This window comes from Kribbella sp. CA-253562 (assembly GCF_050942265.1).
Classification (GTDB): Bacteria; Actinomycetota; Actinomycetes; order Propionibacteriales; family Kribbellaceae; genus Kribbella.
Genome location: NZ_CP192049.1, coordinates 7921450 through 7948034, shown reverse-complemented (window position 1 = coordinate 7948034; position 26585 = coordinate 7921450). Strand labels below are relative to the sequence as shown.

The 26585-nt window shown below is 70.1% G+C and carries 29 protein-coding genes and 1 pseudogene; 25 read left to right on the top strand and 5 right to left on the bottom strand.

Going from position 1 to position 26585, the window contains the following annotated elements:
- The first annotated feature begins 2 nt into the window (after positions 1 to 2).
- The 11 genes from folE (at position 3) to ACQPXM_RS37760 (ending at position 6732) form a co-directional block, all read left to right on the top strand.
- Positions 3 to 575, top strand: a complete 573-nt coding sequence (gene folE, locus ACQPXM_RS37810; protein ID WP_344182267.1) for a GTP cyclohydrolase I FolE — start codon at positions 3 to 5, stop codon at positions 573 to 575.
- Between the two features lie 17 nt (positions 576 to 592).
- Entirely contained in the window at positions 593 to 835 is a 243-nt protein-coding gene (locus ACQPXM_RS37805) for a type II toxin-antitoxin system Phd/YefM family antitoxin (protein ID WP_432942788.1), read from the top strand.
- A gap of 180 nt (positions 836 to 1015) precedes the next feature.
- Complete coding sequence (locus tag ACQPXM_RS37800; RefSeq protein ID WP_432942787.1) at positions 1016 to 2167, top strand: S1 family peptidase; 1152 nt, start codon at positions 1016 to 1018, stop codon at positions 2165 to 2167.
- Between the two features lie 142 nt (positions 2168 to 2309).
- On the top strand, positions 2310 to 3107 hold the full coding sequence (gene folP, locus ACQPXM_RS37795; RefSeq protein WP_432951162.1) for a dihydropteroate synthase: 798 nt from the start codon (positions 2310 to 2312) through the stop codon (positions 3105 to 3107).
- Positions 3104 to 3604, top strand: coding sequence for a nuclear transport factor 2 family protein (locus ACQPXM_RS37790; protein ID WP_432942786.1), 501 nt, complete (start codon positions 3104 to 3106; stop codon positions 3602 to 3604). Before folP ends, ACQPXM_RS37790 begins: the two co-directional genes overlap by 4 nt.
- Positions 3601 to 3990 (top strand): dihydroneopterin aldolase, encoded by a 390-nt coding sequence (gene folB, locus ACQPXM_RS37785; protein WP_077018916.1) that lies wholly within the window; start codon positions 3601 to 3603, stop codon positions 3988 to 3990. The genes ACQPXM_RS37790 and folB overlap by 4 nt, the downstream gene beginning before the upstream one ends.
- Positions 3987 to 4553, top strand: coding sequence for a 2-amino-4-hydroxy-6-hydroxymethyldihydropteridine diphosphokinase (gene folK / locus ACQPXM_RS37780; protein ID WP_432942785.1), 567 nt, complete (start codon positions 3987 to 3989; stop codon positions 4551 to 4553). Before folB ends, folK begins: the two co-directional genes overlap by 4 nt.
- Before the next feature lie 2 nt (positions 4554 to 4555).
- On the top strand, positions 4556 to 5068 hold the full coding sequence (locus tag ACQPXM_RS37775) for a DUF3180 domain-containing protein (RefSeq protein WP_432942784.1): 513 nt from the start codon (positions 4556 to 4558) through the stop codon (positions 5066 to 5068).
- Positions 5069 to 5079: 11 nt separating this feature from the next.
- Positions 5080 to 5520: a hypothetical protein gene (locus ACQPXM_RS37770; RefSeq protein ID WP_077018919.1), complete on the top strand. Its 441-nt coding sequence runs from the start codon at positions 5080 to 5082 to the stop codon at positions 5518 to 5520.
- Between the two features lie 50 nt (positions 5521 to 5570).
- Complete coding sequence (locus ACQPXM_RS37765; protein WP_432942783.1) at positions 5571 to 5903, top strand: putative quinol monooxygenase; 333 nt, start codon at positions 5571 to 5573, stop codon at positions 5901 to 5903.
- A 34-nt stretch (positions 5904 to 5937) separates the two neighbouring features.
- Positions 5938 to 6732, top strand: coding sequence for an inositol monophosphatase family protein (locus ACQPXM_RS37760; RefSeq protein WP_432942782.1), 795 nt, complete (start codon positions 5938 to 5940; stop codon positions 6730 to 6732).
- 47 nt (positions 6733 to 6779) lie between these two features.
- Here the strand turns inward: ACQPXM_RS37760 and ACQPXM_RS37755 are convergent, their stop codons facing one another.
- Both ACQPXM_RS37755 and ACQPXM_RS37750 read right to left on the bottom strand, forming a co-directional pair.
- The gene (locus ACQPXM_RS37755; RefSeq protein ID WP_432942781.1) at positions 6780 to 7676 is read right to left on the bottom strand and encodes a hypothetical protein; all 897 of its coding nucleotides are present in this window, start codon (positions 7674 to 7676) and stop codon (positions 6780 to 6782) included.
- Between the two features lie 164 nt (positions 7677 to 7840).
- Positions 7841 to 9046: an NADH-quinone oxidoreductase subunit D gene (locus ACQPXM_RS37750; RefSeq protein WP_432942780.1), complete on the bottom strand. Its 1206-nt coding sequence runs from the start codon at positions 9044 to 9046 to the stop codon at positions 7841 to 7843.
- Between the two features lie 26 nt (positions 9047 to 9072).
- Between ACQPXM_RS37750 and ACQPXM_RS37745 the strand changes: the two genes are divergently transcribed.
- Both ACQPXM_RS37745 and ACQPXM_RS37740 read left to right on the top strand, forming a co-directional pair.
- On the top strand, positions 9073 to 9561 hold the full coding sequence (locus ACQPXM_RS37745) for a PH domain-containing protein (protein ID WP_432942779.1): 489 nt from the start codon (positions 9073 to 9075) through the stop codon (positions 9559 to 9561).
- Positions 9558 to 11093 carry a PH domain-containing protein gene (locus tag ACQPXM_RS37740; RefSeq protein WP_432942778.1) on the top strand — a complete coding sequence of 512 codons (1536 nt, stop codon included), beginning with the start codon at positions 9558 to 9560 and terminating at the stop codon, positions 11091 to 11093. Before ACQPXM_RS37745 ends, ACQPXM_RS37740 begins: the two co-directional genes overlap by 4 nt.
- A 146-nt stretch (positions 11094 to 11239) precedes the next feature.
- Here the strand turns inward: ACQPXM_RS37740 and ACQPXM_RS37735 are convergent.
- Positions 11240 to 11563 (bottom strand): annotated as a pseudogene (locus ACQPXM_RS37735) (SAM-dependent methyltransferase); the annotation flags it as partial.
- A gap of 302 nt (positions 11564 to 11865) precedes the next feature.
- On the bottom strand, positions 11866 to 12438 hold the full coding sequence (locus tag ACQPXM_RS37730) for a 2'-5' RNA ligase family protein (RefSeq protein ID WP_432942777.1): 573 nt from the start codon (positions 12436 to 12438) through the stop codon (positions 11866 to 11868).
- A 122-nt stretch (positions 12439 to 12560) separates the two neighbouring features.
- Between ACQPXM_RS37730 and ACQPXM_RS37725 the strand changes: the two genes are divergently transcribed.
- The 12 genes from ACQPXM_RS37725 to ACQPXM_RS37670 all read left to right on the top strand — a co-directional run bounded on the left by ACQPXM_RS37725 (position 12561) and on the right by ACQPXM_RS37670 (position 26123).
- Positions 12561 to 13451, top strand: a complete 891-nt coding sequence (locus ACQPXM_RS37725; protein ID WP_432942776.1) for a Rossmann-like and DUF2520 domain-containing protein — start codon at positions 12561 to 12563, stop codon at positions 13449 to 13451.
- Entirely contained in the window at positions 13448 to 14275 is an 828-nt protein-coding gene (gene panC / locus ACQPXM_RS37720) for a pantoate--beta-alanine ligase (RefSeq protein WP_077018929.1), read from the top strand. The genes ACQPXM_RS37725 and panC overlap by 4 nt, the downstream gene beginning before the upstream one ends.
- 22 nt (positions 14276 to 14297) lie before the next feature.
- Positions 14298 to 15959, top strand: coding sequence for an L-aspartate oxidase (locus ACQPXM_RS37715; protein WP_432942775.1), 1662 nt, complete (start codon positions 14298 to 14300; stop codon positions 15957 to 15959).
- Between the two features lie 4 nt (positions 15960 to 15963).
- The gene (gene nadC, locus ACQPXM_RS37710; RefSeq protein WP_432942774.1) at positions 15964 to 16818 is read left to right on the top strand and encodes a carboxylating nicotinate-nucleotide diphosphorylase; all 855 of its coding nucleotides are present in this window, start codon (positions 15964 to 15966) and stop codon (positions 16816 to 16818) included.
- Positions 16818 to 17582, top strand: a complete 765-nt coding sequence (locus ACQPXM_RS37705) for a type III pantothenate kinase (protein WP_432942773.1) — start codon at positions 16818 to 16820, stop codon at positions 17580 to 17582. The genes nadC and ACQPXM_RS37705 overlap by 1 nt, the downstream gene beginning before the upstream one ends.
- A 114-nt stretch (positions 17583 to 17696) precedes the next feature.
- The gene (locus ACQPXM_RS37700) at positions 17697 to 18116 is read left to right on the top strand and encodes a Fur family transcriptional regulator (protein ID WP_432942772.1); all 420 of its coding nucleotides are present in this window, start codon (positions 17697 to 17699) and stop codon (positions 18114 to 18116) included.
- A 50-nt stretch (positions 18117 to 18166) separates the two neighbouring features.
- On the top strand, positions 18167 to 19672 hold the full coding sequence (locus ACQPXM_RS37695) for a catalase (protein ID WP_432942771.1): 1506 nt from the start codon (positions 18167 to 18169) through the stop codon (positions 19670 to 19672).
- 153 nt (positions 19673 to 19825) lie between these two features.
- Positions 19826 to 21064, top strand: a complete 1239-nt coding sequence (locus ACQPXM_RS37690) for a hypothetical protein (RefSeq protein WP_432942770.1) — start codon at positions 19826 to 19828, stop codon at positions 21062 to 21064.
- Positions 21065 to 21074: 10 nt separating this feature from the next.
- A complete protein-coding gene (locus ACQPXM_RS37685; RefSeq protein ID WP_432942769.1) occupies positions 21075 to 22331 on the top strand; it encodes a fibronectin type III domain-containing protein in 1257 nt (418 codons plus the stop codon).
- Between the two features lie 10 nt (positions 22332 to 22341).
- Positions 22342 to 23607, top strand: coding sequence for a hypothetical protein (locus tag ACQPXM_RS37680; protein WP_432942768.1), 1266 nt, complete (start codon positions 22342 to 22344; stop codon positions 23605 to 23607).
- Between the two features lie 14 nt (positions 23608 to 23621).
- Positions 23622 to 24869, top strand: coding sequence for a hypothetical protein (locus tag ACQPXM_RS37675; RefSeq protein WP_432942767.1), 1248 nt, complete (start codon positions 23622 to 23624; stop codon positions 24867 to 24869).
- Between the two features lie 9 nt (positions 24870 to 24878).
- Positions 24879 to 26123, top strand: coding sequence for a fibronectin type III domain-containing protein (locus ACQPXM_RS37670; protein WP_432942766.1), 1245 nt, complete (start codon positions 24879 to 24881; stop codon positions 26121 to 26123).
- Positions 26124 to 26126: 3 nt separating this feature from the next.
- Here the strand turns inward: ACQPXM_RS37670 and ACQPXM_RS37665 are convergent, their stop codons facing one another.
- Positions 26127 to 26528, bottom strand: a complete 402-nt coding sequence (locus ACQPXM_RS37665; RefSeq protein ID WP_432942765.1) for a TIGR03668 family PPOX class F420-dependent oxidoreductase — start codon at positions 26526 to 26528, stop codon at positions 26127 to 26129.
- Between the last annotated feature and the right edge of the window lie 57 nt (positions 26529 to 26585).

The following is a 26585-nucleotide window of genomic DNA, read 5'->3' as shown; positions in this document are numbered from 1 at the left end:
CGGTGACATCCCCCACGTTCGACCACGAGCGGGCCGAGCGGGCCGTTCGCGAGCTGCTGATCGCGATCGGCGAGGACCCGGACCGGGAGGGCCTCAAGGAGACCCCGGCCCGGGTGGCCCGCTCGTACGCGGAGATCACCGCCGGGCTGGGGCTGACCGCGACGGACGTGCTGACCACGACGTTCGATCTCGGCCACGACGAGATGATCCTGGTCAAGGACATCGAGGTGTGGTCGATGTGCGAGCACCACCTGGTCCCGTTCACCGGCGTCGCGCACGTCGGCTACATCCCCGGCCCGGACGGCCGGATCACCGGGCTGTCGAAGCTGGCCCGCCTGGTCGACGTCTACGCCAAGCGCCCACAGGTGCAGGAGCGGCTGACCACGCAGGTCGCCGAATCCCTGGTGGAGATCCTCAAACCGCGCGGCGTGATCGTCGTGATCGAGTGCGAGCACCTGTGCATGACCATGCGCGGCGTCCGCAAACCCGGCGCGAAAACCATCACCTCCGCCGTCCGCGGCCAGCTCCGCAACCCCTCCACCCGCGCCGAAGCGATGAGCCTGATCGTCGGCTGAGACCGGAGGGGTGGCGCATGGCGATCACGGTTTCGGCGGCTCGGCGCAACCTCCTTCCACTGATCCGGCAAGTGAACAATGACCGCACTCCCGTGGAGATCACGTCTACGGCTGGTGACGCGGTTCTGCTGTCGATGGACGACTACCGGGCGCTTGAAGAGACGGCCTACCTGCTGCGCGTGCCGGCGAACGCCCGCAGGCTGCTGGAAAGTCTGTCGCAGGCGCAGAGTGGTGGACGGGCTGAGCACGAGCTGACGTGAGCTGGTCTTCGGCTCATTGGTAAGCCGTTTCGGGTGTTTGCGGGTCGAAGGCATAGCCCGGGAGCGTTCAGGTCGTTGAGAACTCAGAGGCTGTTTCCCATGGACATTCCGTGGTTGAACGTTTACGTTCCGTAGTGGCGTTCCGACTCGGGTGCGGGGCGCCTTCGTGAGGAGGAACGTATGTCAGGGCGTTGCCGGGTGGGTGCCGCAGTTGCCGGAATCGTTGCTCTGACGGCGGCGGGACTGGTCGCGGCGAACGGTGCGCAGGCGGAATCCCGCGCGGGACAGGCGGGGACGGGCAGCACGGTCGACGCGCAGGATGTCGAGCTGCTGCAGCACCAGGAGATCCTCAAGGCCAACGCGGTGGAGACCCGGCTCGGGTCCCGGATCGTCGGCAGTTACCTGGACGACGCGGGTGAGCTGGTGGTCGCTGTCCCGGACGAGGCGACCGCGGAGCTGGTCCGGGCGGCGGGCGCGATCCCGCGGTTGGTCCGGTTCACCGCGGCGCAGCTGCAGGCGGTCCAGCGGGACCTCGACAAGGTCGCCGTCGGCTCGACCGCCGGCAAGGTGAAGTCCTGGTACGTCGACCCGATCACCGGCACGGTCGTCGTCACCGTGCCCGACGGCGCCCGGGACGTGCTCACCCAGCGGTTCGTCCGGCGGGCCGAGGCGAACGGCGACCGCGTGACGATCCGCAGGTCGCCCGGCACGGTCCGGCCGACCGCCGACGACTTCGGCCTGCGCGGTGGCGTCCAGGTCGACAAGAACACCGGTTACACCTGCTCGCTGGGCTTCAACGCCCGCGCCGACGACGGCAGCCGGATCTTCCTGACCGCCGGGCACTGTACGGCGGGCCGGCCGTCGTTCTCCCGCAACGGCTACGTGCTCGGCGAGACCCGCAGCTCGAGCTACCCCGGCAACGACTTCGGCACCGTGCGGGTGATCGACGGCTGGGACCAGCGCGGCGAGGTCGAGCGCTGGAACGACGGCGACGTCCGGATCCAGGGCACGGCCGGCGTGACCGTCGGCGCCTCGGTCTGCAAGTCCGGCAAGACCACCCGCTGGTCCTGCGGCCGGGTAGTGGCCAAGAACGTCACCGTGAACTACGGCAACAACCAGATCGTGAAGGGCCTGTATCAGCACACCGCCTGCGTCCAGACTGGCGACTCCGGCGGCGCGAACCTGAGCGGCAGCTACGCGCTGGGCATCACCAGCGGCGCGGCGCTGATCAGCGGCGAGTGCCTGCAGAAGCACGGCCAGGCCAACGAGTCGTACTCACAACCGATCGGTGAGGCGCTGTCCGCCAGCAACGCCTCATTGGTACTGGGTTAGCGACCCCCGGCAGGCGCTCGGGAGTTGATGGGGGCCTGGTACCTAGGTGGGGCAGTTCGGCCGGGACCACTACGGTGGTCCAGTGCGAACTGCCCCACCGAGTCATGTTCAGGGACTGCCCACACCGGACCGCGCGCTGGTGATGGGCGTCGTCAACGTGACTCCGGACTCGTTCTCCGACGGCGGGGAGTGGTTCGAGCCGGCCGCCGCGATCAAACACGGGCGGGAGTTGCTCGCCGAGGGCGCCGACCTGCTGGACGTCGGTGGTGAGTCGACCCGGCCGGGGGCGCAGCGGCCCGAGCCGGCCGAGGAGATCCGCCGGGTGCTGCCGGTGATCGAGGCGCTGGCCGCCGACGGCGCGCTGATCTCGATCGACACGATGCGCGCCGACGTCGCCGCCCTGGCGCTCGACGCGGGCGCGGTGATGATCAACGACGTGTCCGGCGGCCTGGCCGACCCCGACATGCTGCCGCTGGTGGCCGAGCGCGGTACGCCGTACGTGTGCATGCACTGGCGTGGCCACTCCGCCGACATGCAGAACCGGGCCCGGTACGACGACGTGGTGGCCGAGGTGATCGCCGAGCTGGCTGTCCGGCTGGAGGCGATCGCCGCCGCCGGGATCGACCTCGCGAAGGTGGCGCTCGACCCCGGACTGGGCTTCGCGAAGAACGCGGACCACAACTGGGAGGTGCTGCGCCGGCTGCGCGAGTTCGCCGTACTGGAGCGGCCGTTGCTGATCGGTGCCTCCCGCAAGGCGTTCCTCGGTAGGCTGCTCGCCGACGAGGAGACCGGCGAGCCCAGGCCCGCCGTACGACGAGACGACGCGAGCGCTGCTGTTTCCGCCCTGGCTGCCGCGAGTGGAGCCTGGTGCGTCCGGGCCCACGCGGTGGCACCGAGTGCGGACGCGGTCCGGGTGGCGAGCAGGTGGGGAGCGGTATGACCGAAGAGCAGCCGAACCAGGACCAGCCCGGCGCGCAGCAGGGCGCCCGGGAACAGTCGGCCGGGCGGGGTCCGTCGGCCGAGACCAGCGTGCTGACCGCGAACACGGCGTTCTACAACGCGTTCGAGGCCGGCGACCTGGACCTGATGGCGGCGGTCTGGCTGCCGGAGCCCGATCCGGTCTGCATCCACCCGGGCAACGCGGCGATCTCCGGCTACTCGGAGATGATGCGGGCCTGGGCGATGATCTTCGCGAACACGCCGTACATCCAGTTCTTCCTGACCGACGTCCAAGCCCGGGTCGACGGCGACGTGGCGTACGTCACGTGCACGGAGAACGTGCTGTCGTCCGGCGAAGGGGCGCCGGAGGAGGGCTTCGCGGGCGGCAAGGCGCTCGCGACCAACGTGTTCCGCAAAACTTCGTCCGGCTGGCGGTTGTGGATCCACCATGCCTCCCCGGTACTGTCGTCTGGGGGTCGATCGGAGGAGGCGCAATGAGCGGTCCCGTGGTGCCCCCTGACGTGATCGAGATCCGCGGCATCCGGGGCTTCGGCCGGCACGGTGTGTTCGACCACGAGCGCGCCGACGGGCAGGAGTTCGTCGTCGACGTCCGGCTCGAGCTGGACACCCGGAAGGCGGCGGCCTCGGACGACCTGGCCGACACCGTGAACTACGGCGTGGTCGCCGAGCAGGTGCACGCCGCGATCGAGAACGACCCCGTCGACCTGATCGAGACCCTGGCCGAGCGGATCGCCACGATCTGCCTGGCCGACCCGCGCGTCACCGGAACCGCGGTGACGATCCACAAACCCTCGGCGCCGATCACCGTGCCGTTCGACGATGTTGTCCTGACCGTGCAGCGCAAACCCGGAGATACCCCGTGACTGAGACCCCTAGTCCCCACGTCATCGACGCGGACACCCTCAGCGGTGGCCTCAAGCCGATCCGCCAGGTGATCCTGTCGCTCGGCAGCAACCTCGGCGACCGTGAGGCGAACCTGCAGGGCGCCGTCGACGCGCTCCGGGACACCCCCGACGTCGTGGTCGTCGACGTCTCGCCGGTCTACGAGACCGCGCCGATCGGTGGGCCGGAGGAGTCCGGCCCGTACCTGAACATCGTGCTGCTGGCCGACACCACGCTGGCCGTCGAGACGCTGCTGGACCGCGCGCACGCCGTCGAGCAGGCGTTCGGCCGGGAGCGCAGCGTGCCGGGCGCGCCGCGCACGCTGGACGTCGACCTGATCACGTACGGCAAGAAGACGATCGAGTCCGACGAGCTGACCGTGCCGCACCCGCGGGCGCACGAGCGCGCGTTCGTGCTGGCGCCGTGGCTGGACATCGAGCCGGACGCCGAACTGCCGGGCCTCGGCCCGGTCGCCGACCTGCTCGCGAAGGTCGGGACGGCGGGCGTCACCAAGCTCGACGAGCCGACCATCGAGCTGCAGTAGTGGTGTCTGGCAGTCCCGGGCCGGGCCGGGCGCCCGGCAAGGAGCCGCCGCGGCCGGGCTCGGTCCGGCCGACGTCCCGGCGCCTGCTGATCGCGATCGCCGTCCTCGGGGCGGCGATCGGGGTCACCATGGTCAAGGCGATCGAGTCCGGCGGTGGCGTCGCGCCCACGGTGTCGTGGCTGACGCTGGTCGCCTGGGCGTTCCTGGCCGCGCTGCTGTTCGTTGCCGCGCGCAACACTCACCAGCGGGTCCAGGTCCGGCGGGAACGGATCGAGCCGTCGCGCGCGGTTTTCCTGCTGATGCTCGGAAAAGCCAGCGCGTTCGTCGGCGCGTTGTGCACCGGTGTGTACGCAGGGTTCGCGTTATCCTTCCTGGACGCCGTGGGCTCCAGCGGGCCGCGGAACCGGGTGATCACAGCGGGTGTCGCCGCGGTGATCTCAGTGCTGGTCGTCACGGCCGGATTGCTGCTCGAACGTGCGTGTCGTATCCCCGAAGACCCCGACGAGACCACCTAACATGTCCGTCCATGGGGTCAAGGGGTAGCCGCCGTCGAACCAGGACCACCGTTCTCACCGCCGCCAACAGTCTGCTGATCGTCGTCTGCCTGGCCGTCAGTGTCGCGTTGTTCGCCCAGAACGCGTGGATCCTGCGTGCCGCCGCTGTCGTCGCCGTACTGGTCGCGATCGGCTGTTCGCTGCTGATCCGCCACCAGCTGCTGGTCGAACGTCTCGCGCACAGCGACGAACGCGCGCAGGTCGCCCAGGAGTACTCCCGGATCACCAGCGCCCGCGTCGTCGAGAACGCCGAGTTCGTCGACCTGATGCAGCGCCGCCTGGACAAGATCGACCAGCGCCTCGACAAGATCGACGAGGAGGTCGCCACCGTGGTCGCGGCCGGCGACAAGCACTCCCACGCCGACGCCCCGACAGTCGTCGACCTGAAGCTCCGCGGCCTCGCGGCTTCCTGATCCTCCCCGCGGTTAGCGTGAGGCAACGCGTTGGCGGCTGGAGGTAGCTGATGGGGATCCTGGTGCGGGCCGAGTTCGTCGTGCGGGATGGGGCTCAGGAGGAGTTCTCGGCGGCGGTGCGGGCTTTGCTGGGGCGGGTGGCTGAGGAGCCGGGCACGCTGCGGTACGACTGGTTCCGGGGGCCGGGGCACGTGGTGGCACTGGAGGAGTACGCCGATTCGGCGGCTGTGCTCGCGCATCAGGAACATGTGGGGGACGTGCTCGCGCAGGTCTTCGAGCTGGCGGAGCTGACTGTGCTGCAGGTGCACGGTGAGGTTTCGCCGGAGCTGCGTGAGCTGTTGGACTCGATGCCGATGGCCGAGGTGTTTCCGCCGCTCGGTTAGGTTGCTGGTACCGACCGCTGCTGAGGAGACGCCTGTGACCGACCTGCGCCGTTTGCTGGAGATCGCCGAAGGGGCGGTGGCGATCGCCGCTGATCTGGTCGAGTCGCGTGAGCCGGGTGCGCTGCACGCCAAGGGCGACCGGGACATGGCCTCCGACACGGACATCGCGGTCGAGCAGGCGGTCCGGGAGCATCTGGCGAAGGTGACGCCCGAGATCGCGTTCCTGGGCGAGGAGGAAGGCGCTCGTCCCGGCGAGGGGCAGCTGTCCTGGGTCCTCGACCCGATCGACGGCACCGTGAACTACGTGCACGGTGTCCCGCTGTGGGGCATCTCCCTGGGCCTGGTCGACGGCAACCGGCAGGTGGCCGGCGTACTGGACTTCCCGATGTTGGGGACGCGCTACCTGGCGGCGGACGGCCTCGGCGCCACCCGCAACGCCGAAACGATCCAGGCCGCCAAGACCACCGAGCTGTCCGAGGCCTTGGTGATGGCCGGCGACTTCGCGGTCGGCGAGAACGCCGCCGAGAAGAATCGCGCCCGGTTCGCGCTGATCGAGCTCCTGGTCCCGCGCGTCCAGCGGATCCGGATGCTCGGCACGGCCGCGCTGCACCTGGCGCTCGTCGCCGACGGAAGCCTCGACGCCGCCGTCATGTTCAGCAACAAACCGTGGGACACCAGCGCCGGCGCGGTCATCGCCCGCGAGGCCGGCGCGGTCGTGGTGGACCTCGACGGTTCACCCCACGACGTCGCCTCGAGCGTGACCATCGCGCTGGCACCCGGCATCGCCGAGGACCTGCTCCCACTGATCCAGCAGGCCGTCAAAGACTGACGCACGGTGCCGACGACCCGAGGACCGGATCGTCGGCACCGCAGCGGTTACTGGCCGTAGGCCTTCGCGGTCCAGCCGAGGGAGCCGAGCGAACCGCCCTTCATGTCCGTGGCGACGCCGTCCTTGCTGTTGGCGTCGAAGTGCACCGAGGCCCTGCCGTCGGCGGTGATGGCCAGCAGCGGCCGGCCGTTGGGGTGCGCGTCGCAGAAGCCGGTGCTGAGGCTGGTGAAGGATGCCCACCCGCTCGTCCGCAGCGTCTTGCCGGAGATCTTGGTCGGGGTGGTGCGGTTGATCTGCCACTCGCGCAGCTCGCCGTTGGCCTTGGTGCCGATCAGTACGTCGACGGCGCTGGTTCCCGTTCCGCGCGTGCCCTCGTACGTCAAGGTATTGACTCCGCCCCAGCCGGTCGCCAGGGTCACCGGCGCCGAGTACGTGAAGACCCCGTTGACGTACTTCTCCTGGTACCGGTAGAGCGTGCTGCCCGCCACGCGGTACAGGTACGGCGAAGCCGTCGCGAGGATCCGGGTGTTGGCGAACCCCGTCGCGAGGTGGCTGGAGCTCGACGACATGATCGCCCAGGTCCCGTCCTCCTGCAGATGACCCTCGCGACTCAGCTTGTACAGCCGGCCGTCCATCGGGTGAGCGGCGATCTCGGTACTGCGGAAGATCGTGTCGTCGCCGGAGCCGCCGAGCTGCTGATGCGCGGTCGGCACCCAGCCGAGGTCGTCGTTGCGGTACTGCTTGGTGCTGGTCCGACCACCGTCGTACCCGTAGGTCAGACGCTGGCCGTCGGAGCGGTACGCCGCGGTGAAGACGCCGCAGTCGGCGGGCACGTCGCCGACCGCCGCGGTCGCCGACCGGGCCGTCCCGACCAGGCCGGCAACGCCGAGGCCGGTCGCGACGACGGTCAAAGCGGTGGCGGCGGCCACGATGGATTTACGCATCCGGGGAGTTCCTCCAGGGGTCGGGTTCGGCGGGCGGCGGTGCCCACACACATCGATGCCACCGGCATCCTTTCCGACCTCGCTGACACCCCGCTGCCCGTACTCCGCCCGTACCTGCCGCCTCGCTCGGGCATAGTTGCCGCGAGCATCTTTCCCCGGGGTGGCTACTTGTCGATGTCGCCGACGACGAAGAACATGCTGCCGAGGATGGCGATCATGTCGGCGACGATGGTGCCGGGCAGCATCTCGGGCAGGACCGAGATGTTGTTGAAGCTGGCCGAGCGGAGCTTCAGCCGCCACGGGGTCTTGTCGCCGCGGGAGACCAGGTAGTAGCCGTTGATGCCCAGCGGGTTCTCGGTCCAGGTGTAGGTCTGGCCCTCGGGGACCTTGAGGATCTTCGGCAGCCGCACGTTGACCGGACCGGCGGGCATCGAGGCCAGGCGGTCGAGGCACGCGTCGACCAGGTCCAGGGAGACCTTGACCTGCTCCAGGAGCAGCGCGAAGCGGCCGAAGCAGTCGCCGTCGGAGCGGGTGACGACGCGCAGCACACCGTCGCGCAGCAGTTCGTCGTACGCGAGGTACGGCTCGTCGCGGCGCAGGTCGGCGTCGACGCCGGAGGCCCGGGCGATCGGGCCGGTGACGCCGTACGCCGCGATGAGCTCGGGTGACAGCTTGCCGACGCCGACGGTGCGGGCGCGGAAGATCTCGTTGCCCAGTACGAGATTCTCGATGTCGGGCAGCCGGCCCCGGACGGCGGTGGACGCCGCGGCGGCACGACCGAGCCAGCCGTGCGGGAGGTCTTCCTTGAGCCCGCCGACGCGGTTGAACATGTAGTGCATCCGCCCGCCGGACAGTTCCTCCAGCACGGCCTGGATCGTCTCGCGCTCGCGGAAGGCGTAGAAGACCGGCGTGATCGCGCCGAGCTCGAGCGGGTAGGAGCCGAGGAACATCAGGTGGTTCAGCACCCGGTTCAGCTCGGCCAGCAGGGTGCGCATCCAGACCGCGCGGACCGGGACCTCGAGCCCCATCATCCGCTCGACGCCCATCACGACCCCGAGTTCGTTGGAGAACGCCGAGAGCCAGTCGTGCCGGTTCGCGAGCACGATGATCTGCCGGTAGTCGCGGACCTCGAACAGCTTCTCGGCGCCGCGGTGCATGTAGCCGATGATCGGCTCGCAGGCGACGATCCGCTCGCCGTCCAGGGTCAGCCGCAGCCGCAGGACGCCGTGCGTCGCGGGATGCTGCGGCCCGATGTTGAGCACCATGTCGGTGGTCGGCAGCTCGGACCCGGCGCCGGTACCCCCGCGCTCGTACAGCGGGTCCAGCCCGGCTGCTCCCGCGCCGATTCCCACGACTCTTTCCGCACTCATGCCCCCTATCGTGACAGGCTTGACCCGTGGACGACCTCTTCGCACCTTCGGATGTCAGCTGGACGCCGGTCTCGCCGAAGCTCGCGGCGGTGCGCCGGGTGACGTCGGCGATCTTCTTCGGGCTGGTCGCGATCGCCGGCCTGTTCGCCTTCGGGCTGATGCTGAGCTGGCTGTACGCCGGGTTGTGGGTGCTGCTGGTCGCGGCCGGGTTCGCCTGGTCGTGGAGCCTGATCGGGCGCAACCAGCGGTCCTGGAAGTACGCCGAGCGCGAGGACGAGCTGCTGGTCAGCCACGGCATCATGTTCCGCCAGCTGGTGGTCGTGCCGTACGGGCGGATGCAATTCGTCGACGTCGCGGCGGGTCCGCTGGAGCGGTCGTACGGGATCGCGACGGTCGAGCTGCACACGGCGACGCCGGCCACCGACGCGAAGATCCCCGGCCTGCACCCCGACGAGGCGAGCCGGCTGCGCGACCGGTTGTCCGCCCTCGGCCAGGCCCAGGCGTGGGGCCTGTGACCGAGCCGAACGCCCCATCCGGAGGGCACCAGCACGCCCCAACCCCGCCCGAGGACGGCACCAGCCCGCCGCTGTACGGTGCGCCTCCGCCGTCGCACACCGCGCCTCCACTCCCGTACGGCGCAAGCCCGCCGCCCGCACCGGTCACCGAGCGCGAGGGCGACCGGCTCCACCCGCTGACGCCGTTCGTGAAGGGCTGGGGGTACTTCGTCGTCGCCGCCTTCGCGATGGCCAACAACGAAGGACTGCGCAGCAACCTCAAGATCGCGGGGATCGCGCTGGCCGGCGTACTGGTCGGCGGCATCCTGCTCGGCGCGTTGTCCTGGTGGTTCACCAAATGGCAGCTGACCGACGACGCGATCCGGGTGGACAGCGGGTTCCTGTTCCGCCGGACGCGGATCATCCGGTTCGACCGGATCCAGGCGATCGACGTGGCCCAGCCGTTCGTCGCGCGGCTGTTCAACATGGCCGAGCTGCGGATGGACGTGGCCGGCGGCAGCCGCAGCGACGGCAAGCTGAGCTACTTCACCTCCGAGGAGGCCGCCAAGCTGCGCGGCACCCTGCTGGTTCGGGCCAAGGGCAGGGAGGCGGCCGAAGAGGCGGCGCAGCCGGAGCAGGAGCCACCACCGCTGCTTGTGGTCCCCACCGGCCGGTTGCTCGGTGCGACGCTGCTGTCGTCCACAGTGCTCGGCAGTCTGGCCGGTCTGATCTGGCTGATCGTCGCCACCACGGTGTTCGAGTTCCACGTCGGTCTGTTCGCCGGTCTGCCGCTGCTGCTCGGTGTGGTGCAGCCGATCTGGAAGCAGGTGGTCGGCAACCACCGGTTCACGCTGGTCGAGAGCCGGGACGGTCTGCGGACCAAGCGCGGCCTGTTCGACCTGCAGCGCCAGACCGTTCCGCCCGGCAGGGTCCAGGGCCTGCTGATCACCGAGCCGCTGATCTGGCGTCGCCTCGGCTGGTCCCGCGTCGACCTCGACATCGCCGGCGTGGTCGGCGGAGTCTCCGGTGACGGTGAGGAGGACCAGAACGGCGTCCAGCTCCTCCCGGTCGGCGAGCGCACCGAGGTGGCCGGCGTACTGGCCCGGGTCCTGCCCGGCTTCGACCTGTCCCGGATCGAGCTGCACCAGGCGCCGAGCCGGGTGAAGTGGCTCCGGCCGGTCGGCTGGCGCTACCTGGCGTACGGCGCAGACGACCAGGTGCTGGTCACGCAGCGCGGCTGGGTGAGCCGCAAGACCTCAGTGGTCCTCCACCACAAGACCCAGTCGGTCCGTGTCCAGCAGGGGCCGATCCAGCGCCGCCTGCGGCTGGCGAACGTCCACATCGACACCCCGCAGGGCCCTACCGACGCCATCGCCCTCCACCGCGACCTGGCCGACGCGGCCGACCTCCTGGAAGCTCAGACCACCAGAGCCCGCGAGGCCCGCCGTACGACGTCCGCGCCTCTGCCGGTCCAGACCCAGCCGAACGCGCCGAGCCCGGAGGGGTCCAGCAGTTCAGCGGCCTCGCCGGCGGAGGACAGGCCGGCGACGTAGCGCAGGGGGTCGCTGCGGGCCAGGTCGTTGCCGGGGCGGTCGGCGGAGACGCCCAGGGTGAGCAGCGCGACTCGCTGGGTGGTGATGGTGCCGCCGAGCGAGTCGAGCGCGACGTGCGCGGTGAGGTCGCAAGTGCCGTCCGGGACCGGGTCGCATTCACGGCCGCGGCGGAAACCGGTCAGTGTCCCGTACGGCGGCCGCCCGTCGCGCAGGTGGCCGTAGTCGATCGCGATCGCCAGGCCGGTCCCCAACCGGTCGAGCACCCCGGCCCACGCGGCGTCGCGGGTGGTCCCGATCTCGGCCCGGTCGCCGGGCTCGGCCAGCGGCCACCACTGGTCGAGCCACGCGCGATCGTTGCCCTCGACAACTGGACCGAGGGAGAAGTCCTCCAGCAGATAACGCGGTACGCCGTCGTCGTCCAGCTCCGCCAGCTCGCACGGGATGTTGTCGAGCCACTCGTTGGCGATCACGAGCCCGTTCAGTGTGGCCGGCAGTTCGTCGTCCAGTTCGATGCCGGTGACGGTCAGATCCGGGTCGAGCGCCGCGACAGCCGCGCCGAGCTCGCCGGAGCCGGAGCCGATGTCAGTGAGGTGAGTGGCGCCGATCTCCCGCGCCAGCCGGATCAAGGCGCCGGCGAAGAGCGGGGAGGCGTGCACCGAGGTCCGGAAGTGAGCAGCCGGTCGCTCGCGGCGGTAGAACCCGTCGGCGCCGTACAGCGCCTCGTCCCAGGCCTCCCGGAAGCTACGCACGGGCGACTCGGGGGACGAACGCGCTACACACGAGCGCCCAGAGGCACCGAGCCGGTCAGCTGCCAGACGCCGTCGTCGCTCTCCCGCCAGATCGTGAGGTCGTCCAGCCGGACCGACGGCGGCGGCGACACGGCCAGCGCCTCCTCGGCCTCCGCGACGACCGCCGGACCGCCCGGGCCGGGCAAGGCGATCGTCAGGTGCGGGTGCGGGTCCAGGTGCTCACCGCCGTACGGCGGGCACTCCGGGAAGGCGAACAGGACCGCGTTGACCAGGGCAAGCACCTCGTCGTACGGCTCGGGCAGCAGCCAGGTGGTCCCGTTCTCGAACTGCCCGGCCGAGCGGAACGACAGCTCGAACGGCGCGACGTCCGCGACCGCCTCGGTCAGCCGCAGCACGTCCTCCGGCGACGGGTCCTGCAGCCAGGGCACCAGCACGGTGACGTGCGGCGGGACCAGCGCGTTCAGGGGCAGCTCGGGCCGGGTCGACGAGTACGACGCCGAGCGCCACCGATCGGTGAACGCGGCCAGCTCCGGTACGGCGATCAGGATCGCGGTCCGGCCGGTCGGCTCGGGCCAGGGGTCGGCGAATCTGCTCACCGCCTCATGCTCCCACCTGTGACGCACGACTCCACCACGTGCCGCCGATCCGCCGTACGCTGGTCCGCAACCGCACCAATCGTCTGGTACCTCGCGAGAGGACTGGAACGTAGAGAGTGGACATGGAACGTATCGGCATCATCGGAGCCGGTCGGGCCGGCAGCGCCGTGGGAGCAGCCTTGGCGAGCGCCGGACACCCCGTCACCGGCGTCAGCGCGCGCTCGCGAGCATCGCTCGACCGGGCCGCCCGTCTGCTTCTCGACGTCCCCGTGCTGGCTCCGGACGAGGTCACCCGCCGTGCGGACGTCGTCCTGCTCGCCGTACCGGATGATCTGATCGGATCCGTCGCGGCCGCGTTGCCGCTGACACCTGACCAGTACGTCGTGCATTTGTCGGGCGCGCACGGCCTCGCCGTGCTCGGAGCCAGTGCGGCGACGCCGGTCGCGCTACACCCGCCGATGACCTTCCCGGGCGGTCCGGTCGACCTGTCCGGCGTGACGTTCACCGCCACGGCGCCGGCCGCCGCCACGGACTTCGTCGAGCGGCTGGTCAAGGGGCTCGGCGCCGGCGTCCAGTGGGTCGCCGAGGAGCACCGGGCGCGCTACCACGCCGGTCTGGTGCACGGGGCGAACCACCTGACCACGCTGGTCAGCCAGGCGTACGACGTACTGCTGGAGGCCGGAGTCACCGATCCGGTGGCGGCACTTCGGCCACTGCTGTCCGCAACTCTCGACAACACGCTGCGGTCCGGTCATGATGCGCTCACCGGGCCGATCGCGCGCGGCGACGTGGACACGGTGGCAGCCCACCTGGCCGTTCTCCGGGGCCGCACAGCGAGCACGTACGCCGAGCTGGCCCGGGCCACGGTGGAACGGGTGACGCAGGACCAACGGATCGACGCGGCGACGGCGGAGCGCTTCGCTCAGCTGCTCGACGCACAGCAGGACCGACTGGAGCAGGACCAGCGGGAACAGGTGCTGGAGCGGGACCGGACAGGGGAGGCACCGCGATGAGACTCACCCAGACCAAGGCCGAACTGCGCGCCGCGGCGGCGGTCCGCCCACGCGCGGTCGTGATGACGATGGGCGCGCTGCACGACGGGCACGCCGCCCTGCTGGCCGAGGCCCGCGAACGGGTCGGACCCGACGGCAGCGTGGTGCTGACGATCTTCGTGAACCCGCTGCAGTTCGGCCCGACCGAGGACTTCGACCGCTACCCGCGCACGCTGGCCAGCGACCTGGCGATCGCCAAGGCCGAGGGCGTCGACCTGGTCTTCAACCCGTCCCGCGACGAGCTCTACCCCAACGAGCCGTCGATCACCGTGCATCCTGGGCCGCTGGCCGACGAGCTGGAGGGCATGGTCCGCCCGGGTCACTTCGGCGGCGTCCTGACGGTGGTGGCGAAGATGCTGCATCTGACCTCGCCGGACCTGGCGCTGTTCGGCGAGAAGGACTACCAGCAGCTCACGCTGATCCGGGAGATGGTCTGCGACCTGGACTGGGACGTCGACATCGTGCCGGTACCGACCGTGCGCGAGCCCGACGGGCTGGCGCTGTCGTCGCGGAACCGGTACCTCGACGAGACCGAGCGTGACGAGGCGCTGGTGCTGTACCGGGCGCTCACCGCGGGGGCGAAGGCGGGCATGAACGGGCCGGACGCCGTACTGGCCGCGGCGCATGCCGAACTGGAGTCCGTACCGTCGGTGAAGATCGACTATCTGGCGCTCAGGGCGCCTGATCTGGGCCCGGTGATCGGTCCTGGGGAGGCCCGGATGCTGATCGCGGCGCGTGTCGGCACGACGCGTCTCATTGACAACATTTCCATCACTCTCAGATGAAATCCATTGATACGGTCGCGGAATGACTGCACCCGCCGTTCCGCAACGGCTAGCTGCGCCCGCGCCCGGATGGACCGACACGGTCGACGTCGTCGTGATCGGCTCGGGCATCGCCGGGCTGACCGCCGCGCTCAGGTTGCGCGAGTTCGGGTCGGTGCTGGTGGTGACCAAGGACGTCGTCGCGTCCGGCTCGACGCAGTGGGCGCAGGGCGGGATCGCGGCCGCGCTCGGGCCGGGTGACTCGCCCGAAGACCACCTGCAGGACACCCTGGTCGCCGGGGCCGGGCTGAGCGACCCGGCCGCCGTCCGGGCGCTGGTGACCGAGGGACCGGAGGCCGTGCACGACCTGATCGAGCTGGGCGCCCGGTTCGACACGCTGGCCGGCGGCGATCTGTCGCTGACCCGCGAAGGCGGCCACCACCGCAACCGGATCGCCCACGCCGGCGGCGACGCCACCGGCGCCGAGATCGAGCGGGCCCTGGTCGCCGCGGTGAAGCGGGCCGACGACATCCGGCTCGTCGAGCACGCGCTGGTCCTGGATCTGCTGCTCGCCGACGACGGCGCGGTCGCCGGCGTCACGCTGCACGTGATGGGCGAAGGGCAACTCGACGGCGTCGGCGCGATCCGCAGCCGGGCCGTCGTACTGGCGTCGGGTGGGCTCGGTCAGCTGTACGCCGCGACGACGAACCCGAGTGTCTCGACCGGCGACGGGATGGCGCTGGCGCTGCGGGCCGGGGCGAAGGTGCGCGACCTGGAGTTCATCCAGTTCCACCCGACCGTGCTCTGGCTCGGCAAGAGCGCGAAAGGCCAGCAGCCGTTGGTGTCCGAGGCCGTCCGCGGCGAGGGCGCGTTCCTGGTCGACCACGACGGCAACCGGTTCATGCAGGGTCAGCACGAGCTGGCCGACCTGGCGCCGCGAGACGTGGTGGCGAAGGCGATCATGCGGCAGATGCTTGCCACAGGCAAGGACCACATGCTGCTCGACGCCCGGGGTTTCGGCGACGAGAAGTGGCGGGTGCGGTTCCCCACCATCCTGGCGTCCTGCCGCTCGCACGGCATCGACCCGGTCCGCGAGCTGATCCCGGTCGCGCCGGCCTGCCACTACTCCTCCGGCGGAGTCTGGACCGACCTGCACGGACAGACCTCCGTGCCAGGCCTTTACGCGTGTGGCGAGGTCGCCTGCACCGGCGTCCACGGCGCCAACCGGCTGGCGTCGAACTCGCTGCTCGAGGGCCTGGTGTTCGCCCGGCGGATCGCCGCCGCGCTGGCCGACGACCTGCCCGACCTGCGCGAACCGGCCGACGACGGTAGGGTTCCCGGCTTGGTGAACGCGGACGTCGTACCGGAGCTGCAACGGGTGATGACGGTCGGCGCCGGAGTGATCCGGAGCGCGACCGGGCTCGCGGACGCCGGTGACCGCCTCGGCCGGTTGATCGAGCAGCCCGCGGGCGAGCCCGGAACGCCGAGCTGGGAGGCCACCAACCTGGTCACCGTCGCGTCCGCCCTGGTCGCGGCGGGCACGGCCCGTGAGGAGAGCCGCGGCTCGCACTGGCGTGAGGACCACCCGGATCGTGACGACACGGTGTGGTCGGGCAATCTGGACCTCACACTGGCGGGCGACGGGTCTTCCGCCCGGCCGGCCACGGCCTTCGTGGCGCTGAAGGAAGCATCGGAGGGGAAGTAGCGACATGGATGACACGCTCGACAGGCGGTGGGTCGAGGACCTGGTCCGGGCCACCATCGAGGAGGACCTGGCCGGCGGTGTCGATGTCACCACCACGGCCACGGTCGACGAGGCGCAGGTCTCGGTCGCCGAGCTGGTCGCTCGCGCCGACGGAGTGGTCGCCGGGCTGGAGATCGCCGAGCTGGTGCTGCGACTGGTCGCGGGCAGCGACGAGATCGAGGTGGAGCACTCGGTCACCGACGGTACGCCGGTCAAGGCCGGCGCCGTGCTGCTCACCGCCCGGGGCAAGACGCGTCAGCTGCTGACCGCCGAGCGCACGATGCTCAACCTGGTCTGTCACCTGTCCGGGGTCGCCACGCTGACCCGGCGCTGGGTCGACGAGGTCGAGGGCACCGGCGCGGTGATCCGCGACACCCGCAAGACGATGCCGTTGCTGCGCTCGCTGGAGAAGTACGCCGTGCGCTGCGGCGGCGGCCAGAACCACCGGATGGGCCTGTCCGACGCGGCGCTGATCAAGGACAACCACGTGATCGCGGCCGGCGGCGTCGCCGAGGCGTTCCGGCTGGTCCGCAAGGCCTACCCCGAGATCGCCGTCGAGGTCGAGGTCGACTCGGTCGACGACGCGCTGATCGCGCTGGAGTCCGGCGCGGACCTGATCCTGCTCGACAACATGCCGGTCGAGCAGTTGCGCGAGGCGGTCGAGAAGATCGCCGGCCGGGCGCGCCTCGAGGCGTCGGGCGGTCTGTCCCTCGACGTCGCCCGCGCGGTCGCCGAGACCGGCGTGGACTTCCTGGCCGTGGGCGCGCTCACCCACTCGGCTCCCGTCCTCGATCTCGCGCTGGATCTCCAGGAAGCCTGATGCTGCTGGCCGTCGCGGTCGAGAACAGCCGCACCCTCGTCGGACTCGTCTTCGAGGGCACCGTCAAGCGGTACTGGTGGGTGGGCACGGACCCCCGCCGTACCGCGGACGAGTGGGCGGTGCTGCTCGAAGGTCTGCTGGCCGGTGAGGCGCCGGTGTCCGGTGTCGCGGTCTGCTCGGCCGTGCCGCATGTCCTGCACGAACTGCGCGACGTCGTCTCCCGCTACTACCGCGACGTGCCGAGCGTCGTCGTCGAGCCCGGCGTGAAAACCGGCCTCCCGGTGCTGGTCGACAACCCCCGCGAGGTCGGCACCGACCGGATCGCGAACGCGCTCGCCGCCGTCAACCGGTACGGCGCCCCTTGCGTCGTGGTCGACATCGGTACGGCGACCACCGTCGACCTGGTCAACCCGGCCGGCGCCTTCGTCGGCGGATCGATTGCCCCCGGCATCGAAACCGCGACCGACGCGCTCGGCGTTTCGGCCGCCCAGCTCCGCCGCGTCGAGCTCACCCGCCCACGCGCCGCCGTCGCCAAGAACACCGTCGAAGCCCTCCAGTCCGGCGCGATCTTCGGCTTCACCGCACTGGTCGATGGACTGGTCACCCGCATCCTCACCGAGCAGTCCCTGACGCCCGGCGCCGTCCCCGTCGTCGCGACCGGCGCCCTGGCTCCGCTGATCGTCCCGGAGTCCAACCTGATCACCCACCACGAGCCGTTCTTGCCGCTGCTGGGGCTCGATCAGGCGTTCACGCGGAACCACTGAGCCCGCCGGCCGGGCTCGTGCTGACGCACGCCCGACCTCCGATGCTCTCTGTGTGCGCTGGTTGACTAACCGTGTTTTCTTGACTGATTCCAGATTAGCTGCCAAGCTCGGGGCATGACCTCGGTGGATGCGGTGCAGCGGCTACGGGCCGCCGGACTGCGGGTCACCAGCCAGCGGGTCCAGGTGCTCACCGCGCTGGACCGGCTGCCGCACCCGGACGTCGACTCGATCGCGGGCGCGGTTCGGGATGAGCTCGGGACCGTCTCGACCCAGGCCGTGTACGACGTACTGCGGGCCTTCGACGAGGCCGGGCTGGTCCGGCGGATCGAGCCGGCCGGGCACTCGGCGCGGTTCGAACCGCGGGTCGGGGACAACCATCACCACCTGATCTGCCGCGCCTGCGGACGGATCGAGGACGTCGACTGTGCGCGGGGCGAGGCGCCCTGCCTGCACCCGGTCGACGCGGCCGGCTTCGTGGTGGAAGTTGCCGAGGTCAACTACTGGGGGCTCTGCCCGTCCTGCGCGACCCCCTGAGCACCGCGCGGCGTCCAGGCGTGCGGTACCGAACTTCTTAGGAGAGTGACATGACCGAGGTCTCGTCCGGTTCGACGACGTCGACAGGTGCACCAGCACCGAGCGACCGCAACTCCCTCACGCTGGGAGCCAACGGCCCGCTGCTGCTGCACGACACGCACTTCCTCGAGCAGATGGCGCACTTCAACCGTGAGCGCGTCCCGGAGCGCAACGTGCACGCCAAGGGCAGCGGCGCGTTCGGTGTCTTCGAGACCACCGAGGACGTCAGTGCCTACACGAAGGCGGCGCTGTTCCAGCAGGGCGCGACGACCGAGATGCTGGCCCGGTTCTCCACCGTCGCCGGCGAGCTCGGCAGCCCGGACACCTGGCGGGACCCGCGCGGATTCGCGCTGAAGTTCTACACCAGCGAGGGAAACTACGACCTGGTCGGCAACAACACGCCGATCTTCTTCATCCGCGACGCGATCAAGTTCCCGCACTTCATCCGCTCGCAGAAGCGCCGCGGCGGCTCCGGCCTGCGCGACAACCAGATGCAGTGGGACTTCTGGACGCTGAACCCGGAGTCCGCGCACCAGGTCACCTACCTGATGGGCGACCGCGGCATCCCGAAGTCGTACCGGCACATGAACGGCTACGGCTCGCACACCTACCTGTGGATCAACGCCACCGGTGAGAAGCACTGGGTCAAGTACCACTTCCACACCGACCAGGGCGTCGAGCACCTGACCGGCGAGGAGGCCGCCCGGATCGCCGGTGAGGACGCCGACTTCCACCGTCGCGACCTGCACGACGCGATCGAGCGCGGCGAGCACCCGTCGTGGACGCTGTCGGTGCAGCTGATGCCGTACGAGGACGCCAAGACCTACCGGATCAACCCGTTCGACCTGACCAAGATCTGGCCGCACGCGGACTACCCGCTGGTCAAGGTCGGCACGATGCGGCTGACCAAGAACCCGGACAACTTCTTCGCCCAGATCGAGCAGGCCGCGTTCGCGCCGTCGTCCGTCGTGCCCGGCATCGGCTTCAGCCCCGACAAGATGCTGCTCGGCCGGGTCTTCGCCTACGCCGACACGCAGCGCTACCGGATCGGCCCGAACCACCTGCAGCTGCCGGTGAACCGCCCGAAGGCCCCGGTGAACAGCTACACCTTCGACGGCCCGATGGCCTACGACCACGCCGGCGACCTCCCGGTCTACGCCCCGAACACCGCCGGCCGCCCGTACTCCGACCTGACCGGCCCGGCCGAGGACTGCTGGGAGGCCGACGGCGAGTTCGTCCGTTCGGCGTACGAACTGCGCGCGGACGACGACGACTTCAGCCAGGCCGGCACGCTGGTCCGCGAGGTCTGGAACGACGCCCAGCGCGAGGAGTTCGTCCGCACCGTCGCCGGCCACCTGCTCGGCGGCGTGCACGGCGAGGTGCTCGAGAAGGCCTTCCAGTACTGGAAGAACGTCGACGCCGACACCGGCAAGCAGATCGAGGAACTGGTCCGCGCGGGCAACGGCGAGCCCAACCCGGGCACCGAAACCGAGGCCGCCCAGGCCGAGGCCCACTGACCGCCGTACTCCTGAGGCCCGCTCCGGCAACTTGCCGGGGCGGGGCTTCGTTTTTGCAGCAAAGTGCAACTTTGTTGCCAACCACAACCCCCGTACTGAAGAATGCGCTGGCTGGGCCGTGGGGGATCATGGCCCCTTCACCGTGGGGACTCCATGAAGCGCCTGTCTGCCGCCCTGCTGCCTGCCGCCCTGCTCGCGGCTGTCGTCGTCACCCCGGCCCACGCCGCCGAGCCGGCGCCGACGAACGTCACGATCCGGTGGGTCGACGCCAGTCACCAGGCGATCCGCCTCAGCTGGGACGAGACGTCGCCGCAGCCGAACTGGGTCATCCTGCAGGGCAAGGAGAACACGACGCCGATCAGTCAGTTCTGGGTCACCGCGGACGCCCCCAATCAGGTGGACATCCCGGCCTCGTCGATCTCGGCGGGCGCGCAGGACCTGCGGATGGCCGTAGCGGTCGGCAGCAAGGACGGCGGCGAAAGCAGCCCGCTGACCGGGAGCCCACGCTTCGACACCGACCTGCCGCCAGTGCCCCAGCTCGTCTCGTCCGCGATCTCCGGCAGCAGCACCTTGACGGCCCAATGGAAGTCCGGCCCCGCCGTCCCCGACACCACTCCTGACGACCCGCTGGACCTGACCGGTCCGGCGGTGTTCCAGGCGTCGTACCAGGTCGGTGCGAAGGACCCGGTCACCGTCGGCCCGGCCGGTTCGGCGACGAAGCTGACGTTCACCGCCCCCGGCCCTGCCTTCGCCTTTTCGGTCGCCCAAGTCAACGAATGGGGAGCGTCGACGGCCAAGCTGGTCGACGCCGCGGCGAGCGCTCCGACGCTGACGGTGCCGCCGTGGTCCGTCTACGACAACCTGCTCGACCTCACCGGCAAGATCCTCGGCACCGACCGGCGTCCGGTGATCCTGCAGGCCCGCAACAGCCCGGCCGGCGCCTGGTACACCGTCACGTCCCGGGTGAACACCGCCGGCTCGTACCGGTTCACCTTCCAGTTCACTCCGTCCCGCCAGTACCGCGTGCAGGTCCCGAACACCGCCTCCGGCGCCCGCGTCTGGTACGGCGGCTACAGCGCCATCGGGACGAACAACGTCCAGCACAAGGTGTACGGCGTGTTCTCACGCTCGACCATCAAGCGCGGCGAGACGGCCCGCGCGGCCCTGACGGTCCGCCCCGGCTACAACGGCACAGCGATCCTCCAGCGCTACAGCGGCACCGCCTGGACCACCGTCGGCCCGGTCAGTTTCACCAACGGCATCGGGAGCGGCTACGTCCGCAGCACGACGCCCAGCCGCATCTCCTACCGCTACTACGTGCCCACCGCGACAGTCGCCGGTGGCACGTACCACGCGGCGTACTCCCCGACCTTCGTTCTCACCACGACCTGAACAGGACCACATGAAGACCTGGCCGGCACTCGCGGTCACCGGCGCCCTCGCCGCATCCCTGCTCACCGCCACCCCCGCCATGGCGGCGGACCCCGCGATCAGCAACGTCCGGCTCGCGTGGAAGGACAGTAGCTTCCGGCACGTCACCGTCACCTGGGACGAGCAGTCGACCGATGCGGCGCTGGTCGTCGTACGGCTTCGCGACGACCCGGGGACCCGGATGAGCTTCAGTACGCCGGCTGACCAGCCGAACCAGCTGGACCTCGACGCCGACCTGCTCAACGCGTTCGAGTCGTCGTACTTGAAGCCGATGGAGATCGCGGTCGTCGCCGGCAGCGGCGTCGCACCGGGCGTCTCGCTGCCGTTCGACGCGTTCGCGCCCGATCCGGTCGCCCTGGTCTCGTCGACGATGTCGGCGTCCGGGACGAGCACCGTGCGGTGGAAGCCGAACCCGCGGACCGACACGACCCCGAACGACCCGCTGGACCGCAACGTCCCGCTGACGTACCAGGTGTCGTACACGCCCGTGAGCACGAAGCAGCCGGTGAACATCGGCACGCGAAGCACGGCCGCCCAGACGACGTACACACTGCGGTCGGAGTACACGCTCCAGGTCCTCGCGTACAACGAGTGGGGCGGTCAATGGCCGGCCGACCTGGTGACAGCCAGGGCGACCCGGCTCACGGCGAAGGTGCCCGCCTGGGCGGTGTACGGCGAGATCAACCCGGATCTCACCGGAACCTACTCGCCGGCCCCTGACCAGCGCCCGATCGTGCTGCAGGCGCGCAACAGTGCGACCAGTCCCTGGTACACCGTGGCGTCGCGGCTCGGATCCGACGGCCGGTTCGCGTTCAGGATGGGCACCGGCGGGAGCAGGCAGTACCGCGTGACGACACCGAGGGCCCTGCTCCACAACGGATCCAGCATCCTCTACCCGGCCTCGACGGCCCCGGCGTCCTCGACCACCCAACTCGCTGCGTACGGCAAGTTCTGGTGGACCCAGATCACCTACGGCCGGACCAACGAGGCGCGCCTGAACGTCTACCCGGCCGTGAACACCACCGCCACACTGCAGCGCTGGACCGGCAAGACCTGGACCACCGTCGGCCCCGTCGCAGTGCGGAACGGGTACGGCGTCGGCCGCATCGTCACCGCGAAGCCGAGCCGGGTCGCCTACCGGTACTACGTCCCCGCCACCACGTACGGCGGCCTGCGCTTCGCCGCGGCGTACACCGAAACCTTCGTCAATGTCGTCGTCCCCGCCTGAAAGGCTCTCCATGACCAAGTGGCTCGCCGCAGCCGCGTCCGCCGGCCTCCTGGCCGTCGTCCTGCCCGTCCCCGCGGCCCACGCTGCCGAACCGGCCCCGACAGATGTCGAGATCAGCTGGAAGGACAGCACTCACCAATACGTGCACGTGACGTGGCGCGAAGACTCCGACCGGCCGAACCGGATCGTCGTGCGAGCACGCGGCGAGTCGACGGACCGAGTTGTCCGGCACGTTCCGGCCGGTGCCGCGAACGAGATCGACCTGCCCAAGAGCGCCGTTCGGCAGGCGGGGACCGCCTACGAGGTGCTGCAGATCGGAGTCTCCGCCGAGAACGTCGACGGGACGGCCGCAGGCGCTGTCGGGCTCTCTGCCGCCTTCGACATTCTCTATGCCGCTGAACCCGTGATCGAGGGATTCAGCCCGTCCGGGAGTGCGGCGGTGCGCCTCGACTGGCGGAACTGGCCGCGGCAGGATCGCGACACCCTCGGTGACCCGTTGGACGTCGACGCGCCGGTGCTCTTCCAGCCCATGTATCGGGTGGGCACGGCCGCGCCGGTGGACGTCGGCCGGCCGACGACCGCGGCGGGGAGCACCTTCGCCGTCCCGAAGCCGCCGTTCGAGGTTGCTGTCCGGGCGCAGAACGAGTGGGACGCTGGACCCCCGAGCGATTGGGTCCGCGGCCGGCTGGTTGCGTTCACGACGTCGATCCCGCGATGGGTTCTGGCGGACTCGCCGACAGTTGTCAGTGGCACCTTCTCCGGTCCGCCGACCGTTCGGGTCACTCTGCAAGCCCGGAACACGGCGGCGAGCGCCTGGTACGCCGTCAGCTCCGCGGACTTCTCCGGCGGCCGTTACCGATTCTCCCTGGCCAGCCGTGGAACCCGTGAGTACCGCGTCGCCGTCGCGAACACGGTCACCTCCACGCCCAGCACTGTCTGGTACGGCGGGTACAGCGCGCCGGTCACCACAACCACCCAGATGACTGTCTGGCCGACGGTGTATCGCGAGCCGGCACCGGTGGGCAGCGGCCCGGCACGGATCGGCCTCAGCGTCATGCCGGGTATCGACGGCCGGGGCGAGCTGCAGCGCTGGAACGGGAAGGCGTGGACCTTGGTGGGCTACGTGTACACCAAGCAAGGCTACGGCGACGCGTATCTCAGCACCAACGTCGCCAACCGCTTCGCGTACCGCTTCTACGTGCCGACCCACCGCTTCGGTGCGGTCACGGTCGCGGCGGCCTACAGCGCGACCTTCTATCAGACCATCACTCGCTGAAAGGCTTTCTGCCCATGAAGAAATGGCCAGTACTGGCATTGTCCGCCGGTCTGCTCGGCTCGGCGCTGACCGCGACCTCGGCCTTCGCGGCCGACGCGGCGCCGAGCGGTGTCACGATCGGGTGGAAGGACTCGACGCACGAGTTCGTCCGGGTGACGTGGACCGAGGAAGGCGACCTGCCGAACAAGGTCGTGCTCCGGACCGGTACGTCGACCACCGTTCTGCCGGTGTTCGTTCCGGCGGGCGCGGCGAACGTGGTCGACTACCCGGCTACCCGGCTGGAGCCGTACAGCGGATCGCTGCAGTTCGACGTGTCGGTCGGAACCGAGGCCGGAGAGACCAGCCCAGCCGGCATCTCCCCGCGGTTCGACACGATCGTCGCCGCACCCGCCGAGCGGGTCTCGGTCACGTTGTCGGGGACCAGCGGTCTGCGGGTGCAGTGGAAGGCCGGGTTCTCCGAGTTCGACCGGACTCCCGACGACCCGCTGGACCTGGTCGGCTCGACGCGGTACACGCCCCGCTTGGTTGCCGGAAGCAAGGTCAGTGACCTCGCCGCCGCGTCCTCGGCGACCTCGGTGACGGTGGCCGGCCACGCGTTGCCGTACCAGATCGACGTCTTGGCGAGCAACGAGTGGGGCACCGTCAGCAGGCGCCTCGGCGGTGCCTCCGCCAGCGGTCTCAAGGCTGTCATCCCGACCTGGGTGAAGTCCGGCACGGCGACGTCGCAGCCCACGATCACGGGGACCGTTGCCGCCCGCAACGCTCCGGTCTACCTGCAGGCCCGGAACACCGCGACCAGCCCCTGGTACACCGCCTCGTCGCAGCAGGCCGTCAACGGAACCTTCAGGTTCCCGCTCGGCGCGTCCGGCTCGCGGCACTACCGGGTGCTGGTGCCCAACTACACGGACAGTGCCGGCATCGCCTACTTCGGCAGCTACAGCGCGGCCGTGGCGATGACGGTCCAGGTGAACCCCTTCGGTGCCCGCTTCACCTCCGCCACGGTCCGGCGCGGACAGACCGCGACAGCCGAGGTTCGCCACTCGCCCACGTGCAGCTACGCCGTGGTCCTGCAGCGCTGGACCGGCAAGACGTGGAGCACGGTCGGATACGTCAGGAGCAACATGGGCGTCGCCCGCGGCTACGTGAAGGCCGCCGCCGTCGGACGGGTGGCCTACCGCTACTACCTCCCGGCACTCACCCTGAACGGCTACAAGTACGCCGCGGCGTACTCGGCCAACTTCGTGCTCACCACCACGGCCTGAGGGATCACCATGAAGACGCATGCGCTGGTCGTACTGTCCACGGGGCTCGTCCTGGGCGGGCTCGCCGCCTCCCCGGCCGTGGCCGCTGATCCTGCGCCGATCGACGTCAAGATCGCCTGGAAGGACAACACCTTCCAGGCCGTTCACGTCAGCTGGGACGAGGCCGGTGACCGCTCGAACGTGATTCGGGTGCGGAGCCAGACGAGCACCTTGTGGTCGACGGTCGTGCCGGCGGGGACGGCCAACGTCGTCGACGTCCCCGCGAACCTGATTCCTCGGGACGCCGGCCCTCTCGACATCGCGGTCGCCGTGGGCGATGCCGAGGGCGACACCAGCCCGGTTGCCGCGTCGCCGCAGTTCGACACCGACGCACCGGTCACCTGGCCGGACCTCGGTCGACTCACGCAGTTGGCCGACGGCCTCACCGTGGAATGGACGCCTCCGGTGGACTGGGGAGACTCGACACCCGGCGACCCGCTCGACCGGCCCGACGCGATCCGGTATCTGCCGCAGTACGAGGTCGCCGGGCAGGTGAAGCCGCTCGGTGGGCCGATTACGGCGACCGCCCTGACCTTCACCAACCCCGTTCCGAAGTACGACTTCGGCGTGCGGGCGCGCAACGAGTGGGGGACCGGACCGGTGGGCGCCAAGGTGAACGTCAGCTCGGCCCAGCTGACGACCAGCGTCCCGGCGCGGGTCCTCTACGGACAGCCGACCGTCATCAAGGGAAACGTCGGGCACCCCGGCGGCGAGTTCATGGTGGTTCTCCAGGCGCGGAACTCGGCGACCTCTGCGTGGTACGTCGTCGGCACCACAACGACGTACTGGAACGACAGCAGCTTCAGCTTCCAGGTAACCGCGGCGGGAACCCGCCAGTACCGCGTGGCGGTGCCGGACCTCTCGGTGCAGACTTACGCCTGGTTCGGCGGCTTCTCGGCGCCGGTCACCACCACGACGGGGCAGCGGATCACGTCCGCTGCCTTCGCAGCGCCAACCGTGAGGCGTGGGCAGACCGCAACGGCCAACCTCACGGTCGAGCCACGCTTCACCGGTCGAATCCACCTGCAGAAGTGGAACGGCACGACCTGGGTGCATGTGAAGGACGTTCTGATCAACGCCGGCCGCGCCAGTGGTCAGTTCGTCAGTACGGCCCCGGGGCGGGTCGCGTACCGGTACTACGTCCCCAACATCACCTACAACGGTCTGCTGGTCGCCGCGGCGTACTCGCCGAACTTCGTGCTCACCACTGTCTGAGAACTAGCTCGCTGACCAGCCGGTCCACTTGTCGACGTTCGCGACGATGAAGGGGCCGGCTGGTGGGTTGTCGGCGTACTGGGAGTACTTCGCGGCCAATGCCTCGATCGGATGCTCTGGTACGACGTGCGCCGTGCAGTCCGCGCGGATCCACCACAGGTGGGTCCAGTCGGGGGAGTACTGGTCGATCAGCAGCGTGGCCCGGGGGTTCTCGGTCAGATTGCGCAGGCGGCGCAGGTTGCGGGTCGTTTTGGGTTTGTGGTCGACGGCGATCACGATGGTGTCGCCGGTCAGGGCGAACGTGACGGGCACCACATGCGGGCGCAGGTCCAGACCGGTGGTGGCCAGGAAAGCGCGCTCGGCGGTGGCGAAGCGTGAGCGGCAGACCTCGGTGGGGAGTATCACGATTCGGCCCTCCGGCTAGGCAGTGCGGGGTGTCGGCTGGGTATGGTCATCGCGGTT

Coding starts and splice junctions, on each gene's coding strand:
- ACQPXM_RS37805 (WP_432942788.1), top strand. CDS start 593: ATGGCGATCACGGTTTCGGCGGCTCGGCGCAACCTCCTTCCACTGATC.
- ACQPXM_RS37800 (WP_432942787.1), top strand. CDS start 1,016: ATGTCAGGGCGTTGCCGGGTGGGTGCCGCAGTTGCCGGAATCGTTGCT.
- folP (WP_432951162.1), top strand. CDS start 2,310: ATGGGCGTCGTCAACGTGACTCCGGACTCGTTCTCCGACGGCGGGGAG.
- ACQPXM_RS37790 (WP_432942786.1), top strand. CDS start 3,104: ATGACCGAAGAGCAGCCGAACCAGGACCAGCCCGGCGCGCAGCAGGGC.
- folB (WP_077018916.1), top strand. CDS start 3,601: ATGAGCGGTCCCGTGGTGCCCCCTGACGTGATCGAGATCCGCGGCATC.
- ACQPXM_RS37770 (WP_077018919.1), top strand. CDS start 5,080: ATGGGGTCAAGGGGTAGCCGCCGTCGAACCAGGACCACCGTTCTCACC.
- ACQPXM_RS37765 (WP_432942783.1), top strand. CDS start 5,571: ATGGGGATCCTGGTGCGGGCCGAGTTCGTCGTGCGGGATGGGGCTCAG.
- ACQPXM_RS37755 (WP_432942781.1), bottom strand. CDS start 7,676: ATGCGTAAATCCATCGTGGCCGCCGCCACCGCTTTGACCGTCGTCGCG.
- ACQPXM_RS37750 (WP_432942780.1), bottom strand. CDS start 9,046: ATGAGTGCGGAAAGAGTCGTGGGAATCGGCGCGGGAGCAGCCGGGCTG.
- ACQPXM_RS37725 (WP_432942776.1), top strand. CDS start 12,561: ATGGAACGTATCGGCATCATCGGAGCCGGTCGGGCCGGCAGCGCCGTG.
- panC (WP_077018929.1), top strand. CDS start 13,448: ATGAGACTCACCCAGACCAAGGCCGAACTGCGCGCCGCGGCGGCGGTC.
- ACQPXM_RS37715 (WP_432942775.1), top strand. CDS start 14,298: ATGACTGCACCCGCCGTTCCGCAACGGCTAGCTGCGCCCGCGCCCGGA.
- nadC (WP_432942774.1), top strand. CDS start 15,964: ATGGATGACACGCTCGACAGGCGGTGGGTCGAGGACCTGGTCCGGGCC.
- ACQPXM_RS37705 (WP_432942773.1), top strand. CDS start 16,818: ATGCTGCTGGCCGTCGCGGTCGAGAACAGCCGCACCCTCGTCGGACTC.
- ACQPXM_RS37700 (WP_432942772.1), top strand. CDS start 17,697: ATGACCTCGGTGGATGCGGTGCAGCGGCTACGGGCCGCCGGACTGCGG.
- ACQPXM_RS37695 (WP_432942771.1), top strand. CDS start 18,167: ATGACCGAGGTCTCGTCCGGTTCGACGACGTCGACAGGTGCACCAGCA.
- ACQPXM_RS37690 (WP_432942770.1), top strand. CDS start 19,826: ATGAAGCGCCTGTCTGCCGCCCTGCTGCCTGCCGCCCTGCTCGCGGCT.
- ACQPXM_RS37685 (WP_432942769.1), top strand. CDS start 21,075: ATGAAGACCTGGCCGGCACTCGCGGTCACCGGCGCCCTCGCCGCATCC.
- ACQPXM_RS37680 (WP_432942768.1), top strand. CDS start 22,342: ATGACCAAGTGGCTCGCCGCAGCCGCGTCCGCCGGCCTCCTGGCCGTC.
- ACQPXM_RS37675 (WP_432942767.1), top strand. CDS start 23,622: ATGAAGAAATGGCCAGTACTGGCATTGTCCGCCGGTCTGCTCGGCTCG.
- ACQPXM_RS37670 (WP_432942766.1), top strand. CDS start 24,879: ATGAAGACGCATGCGCTGGTCGTACTGTCCACGGGGCTCGTCCTGGGC.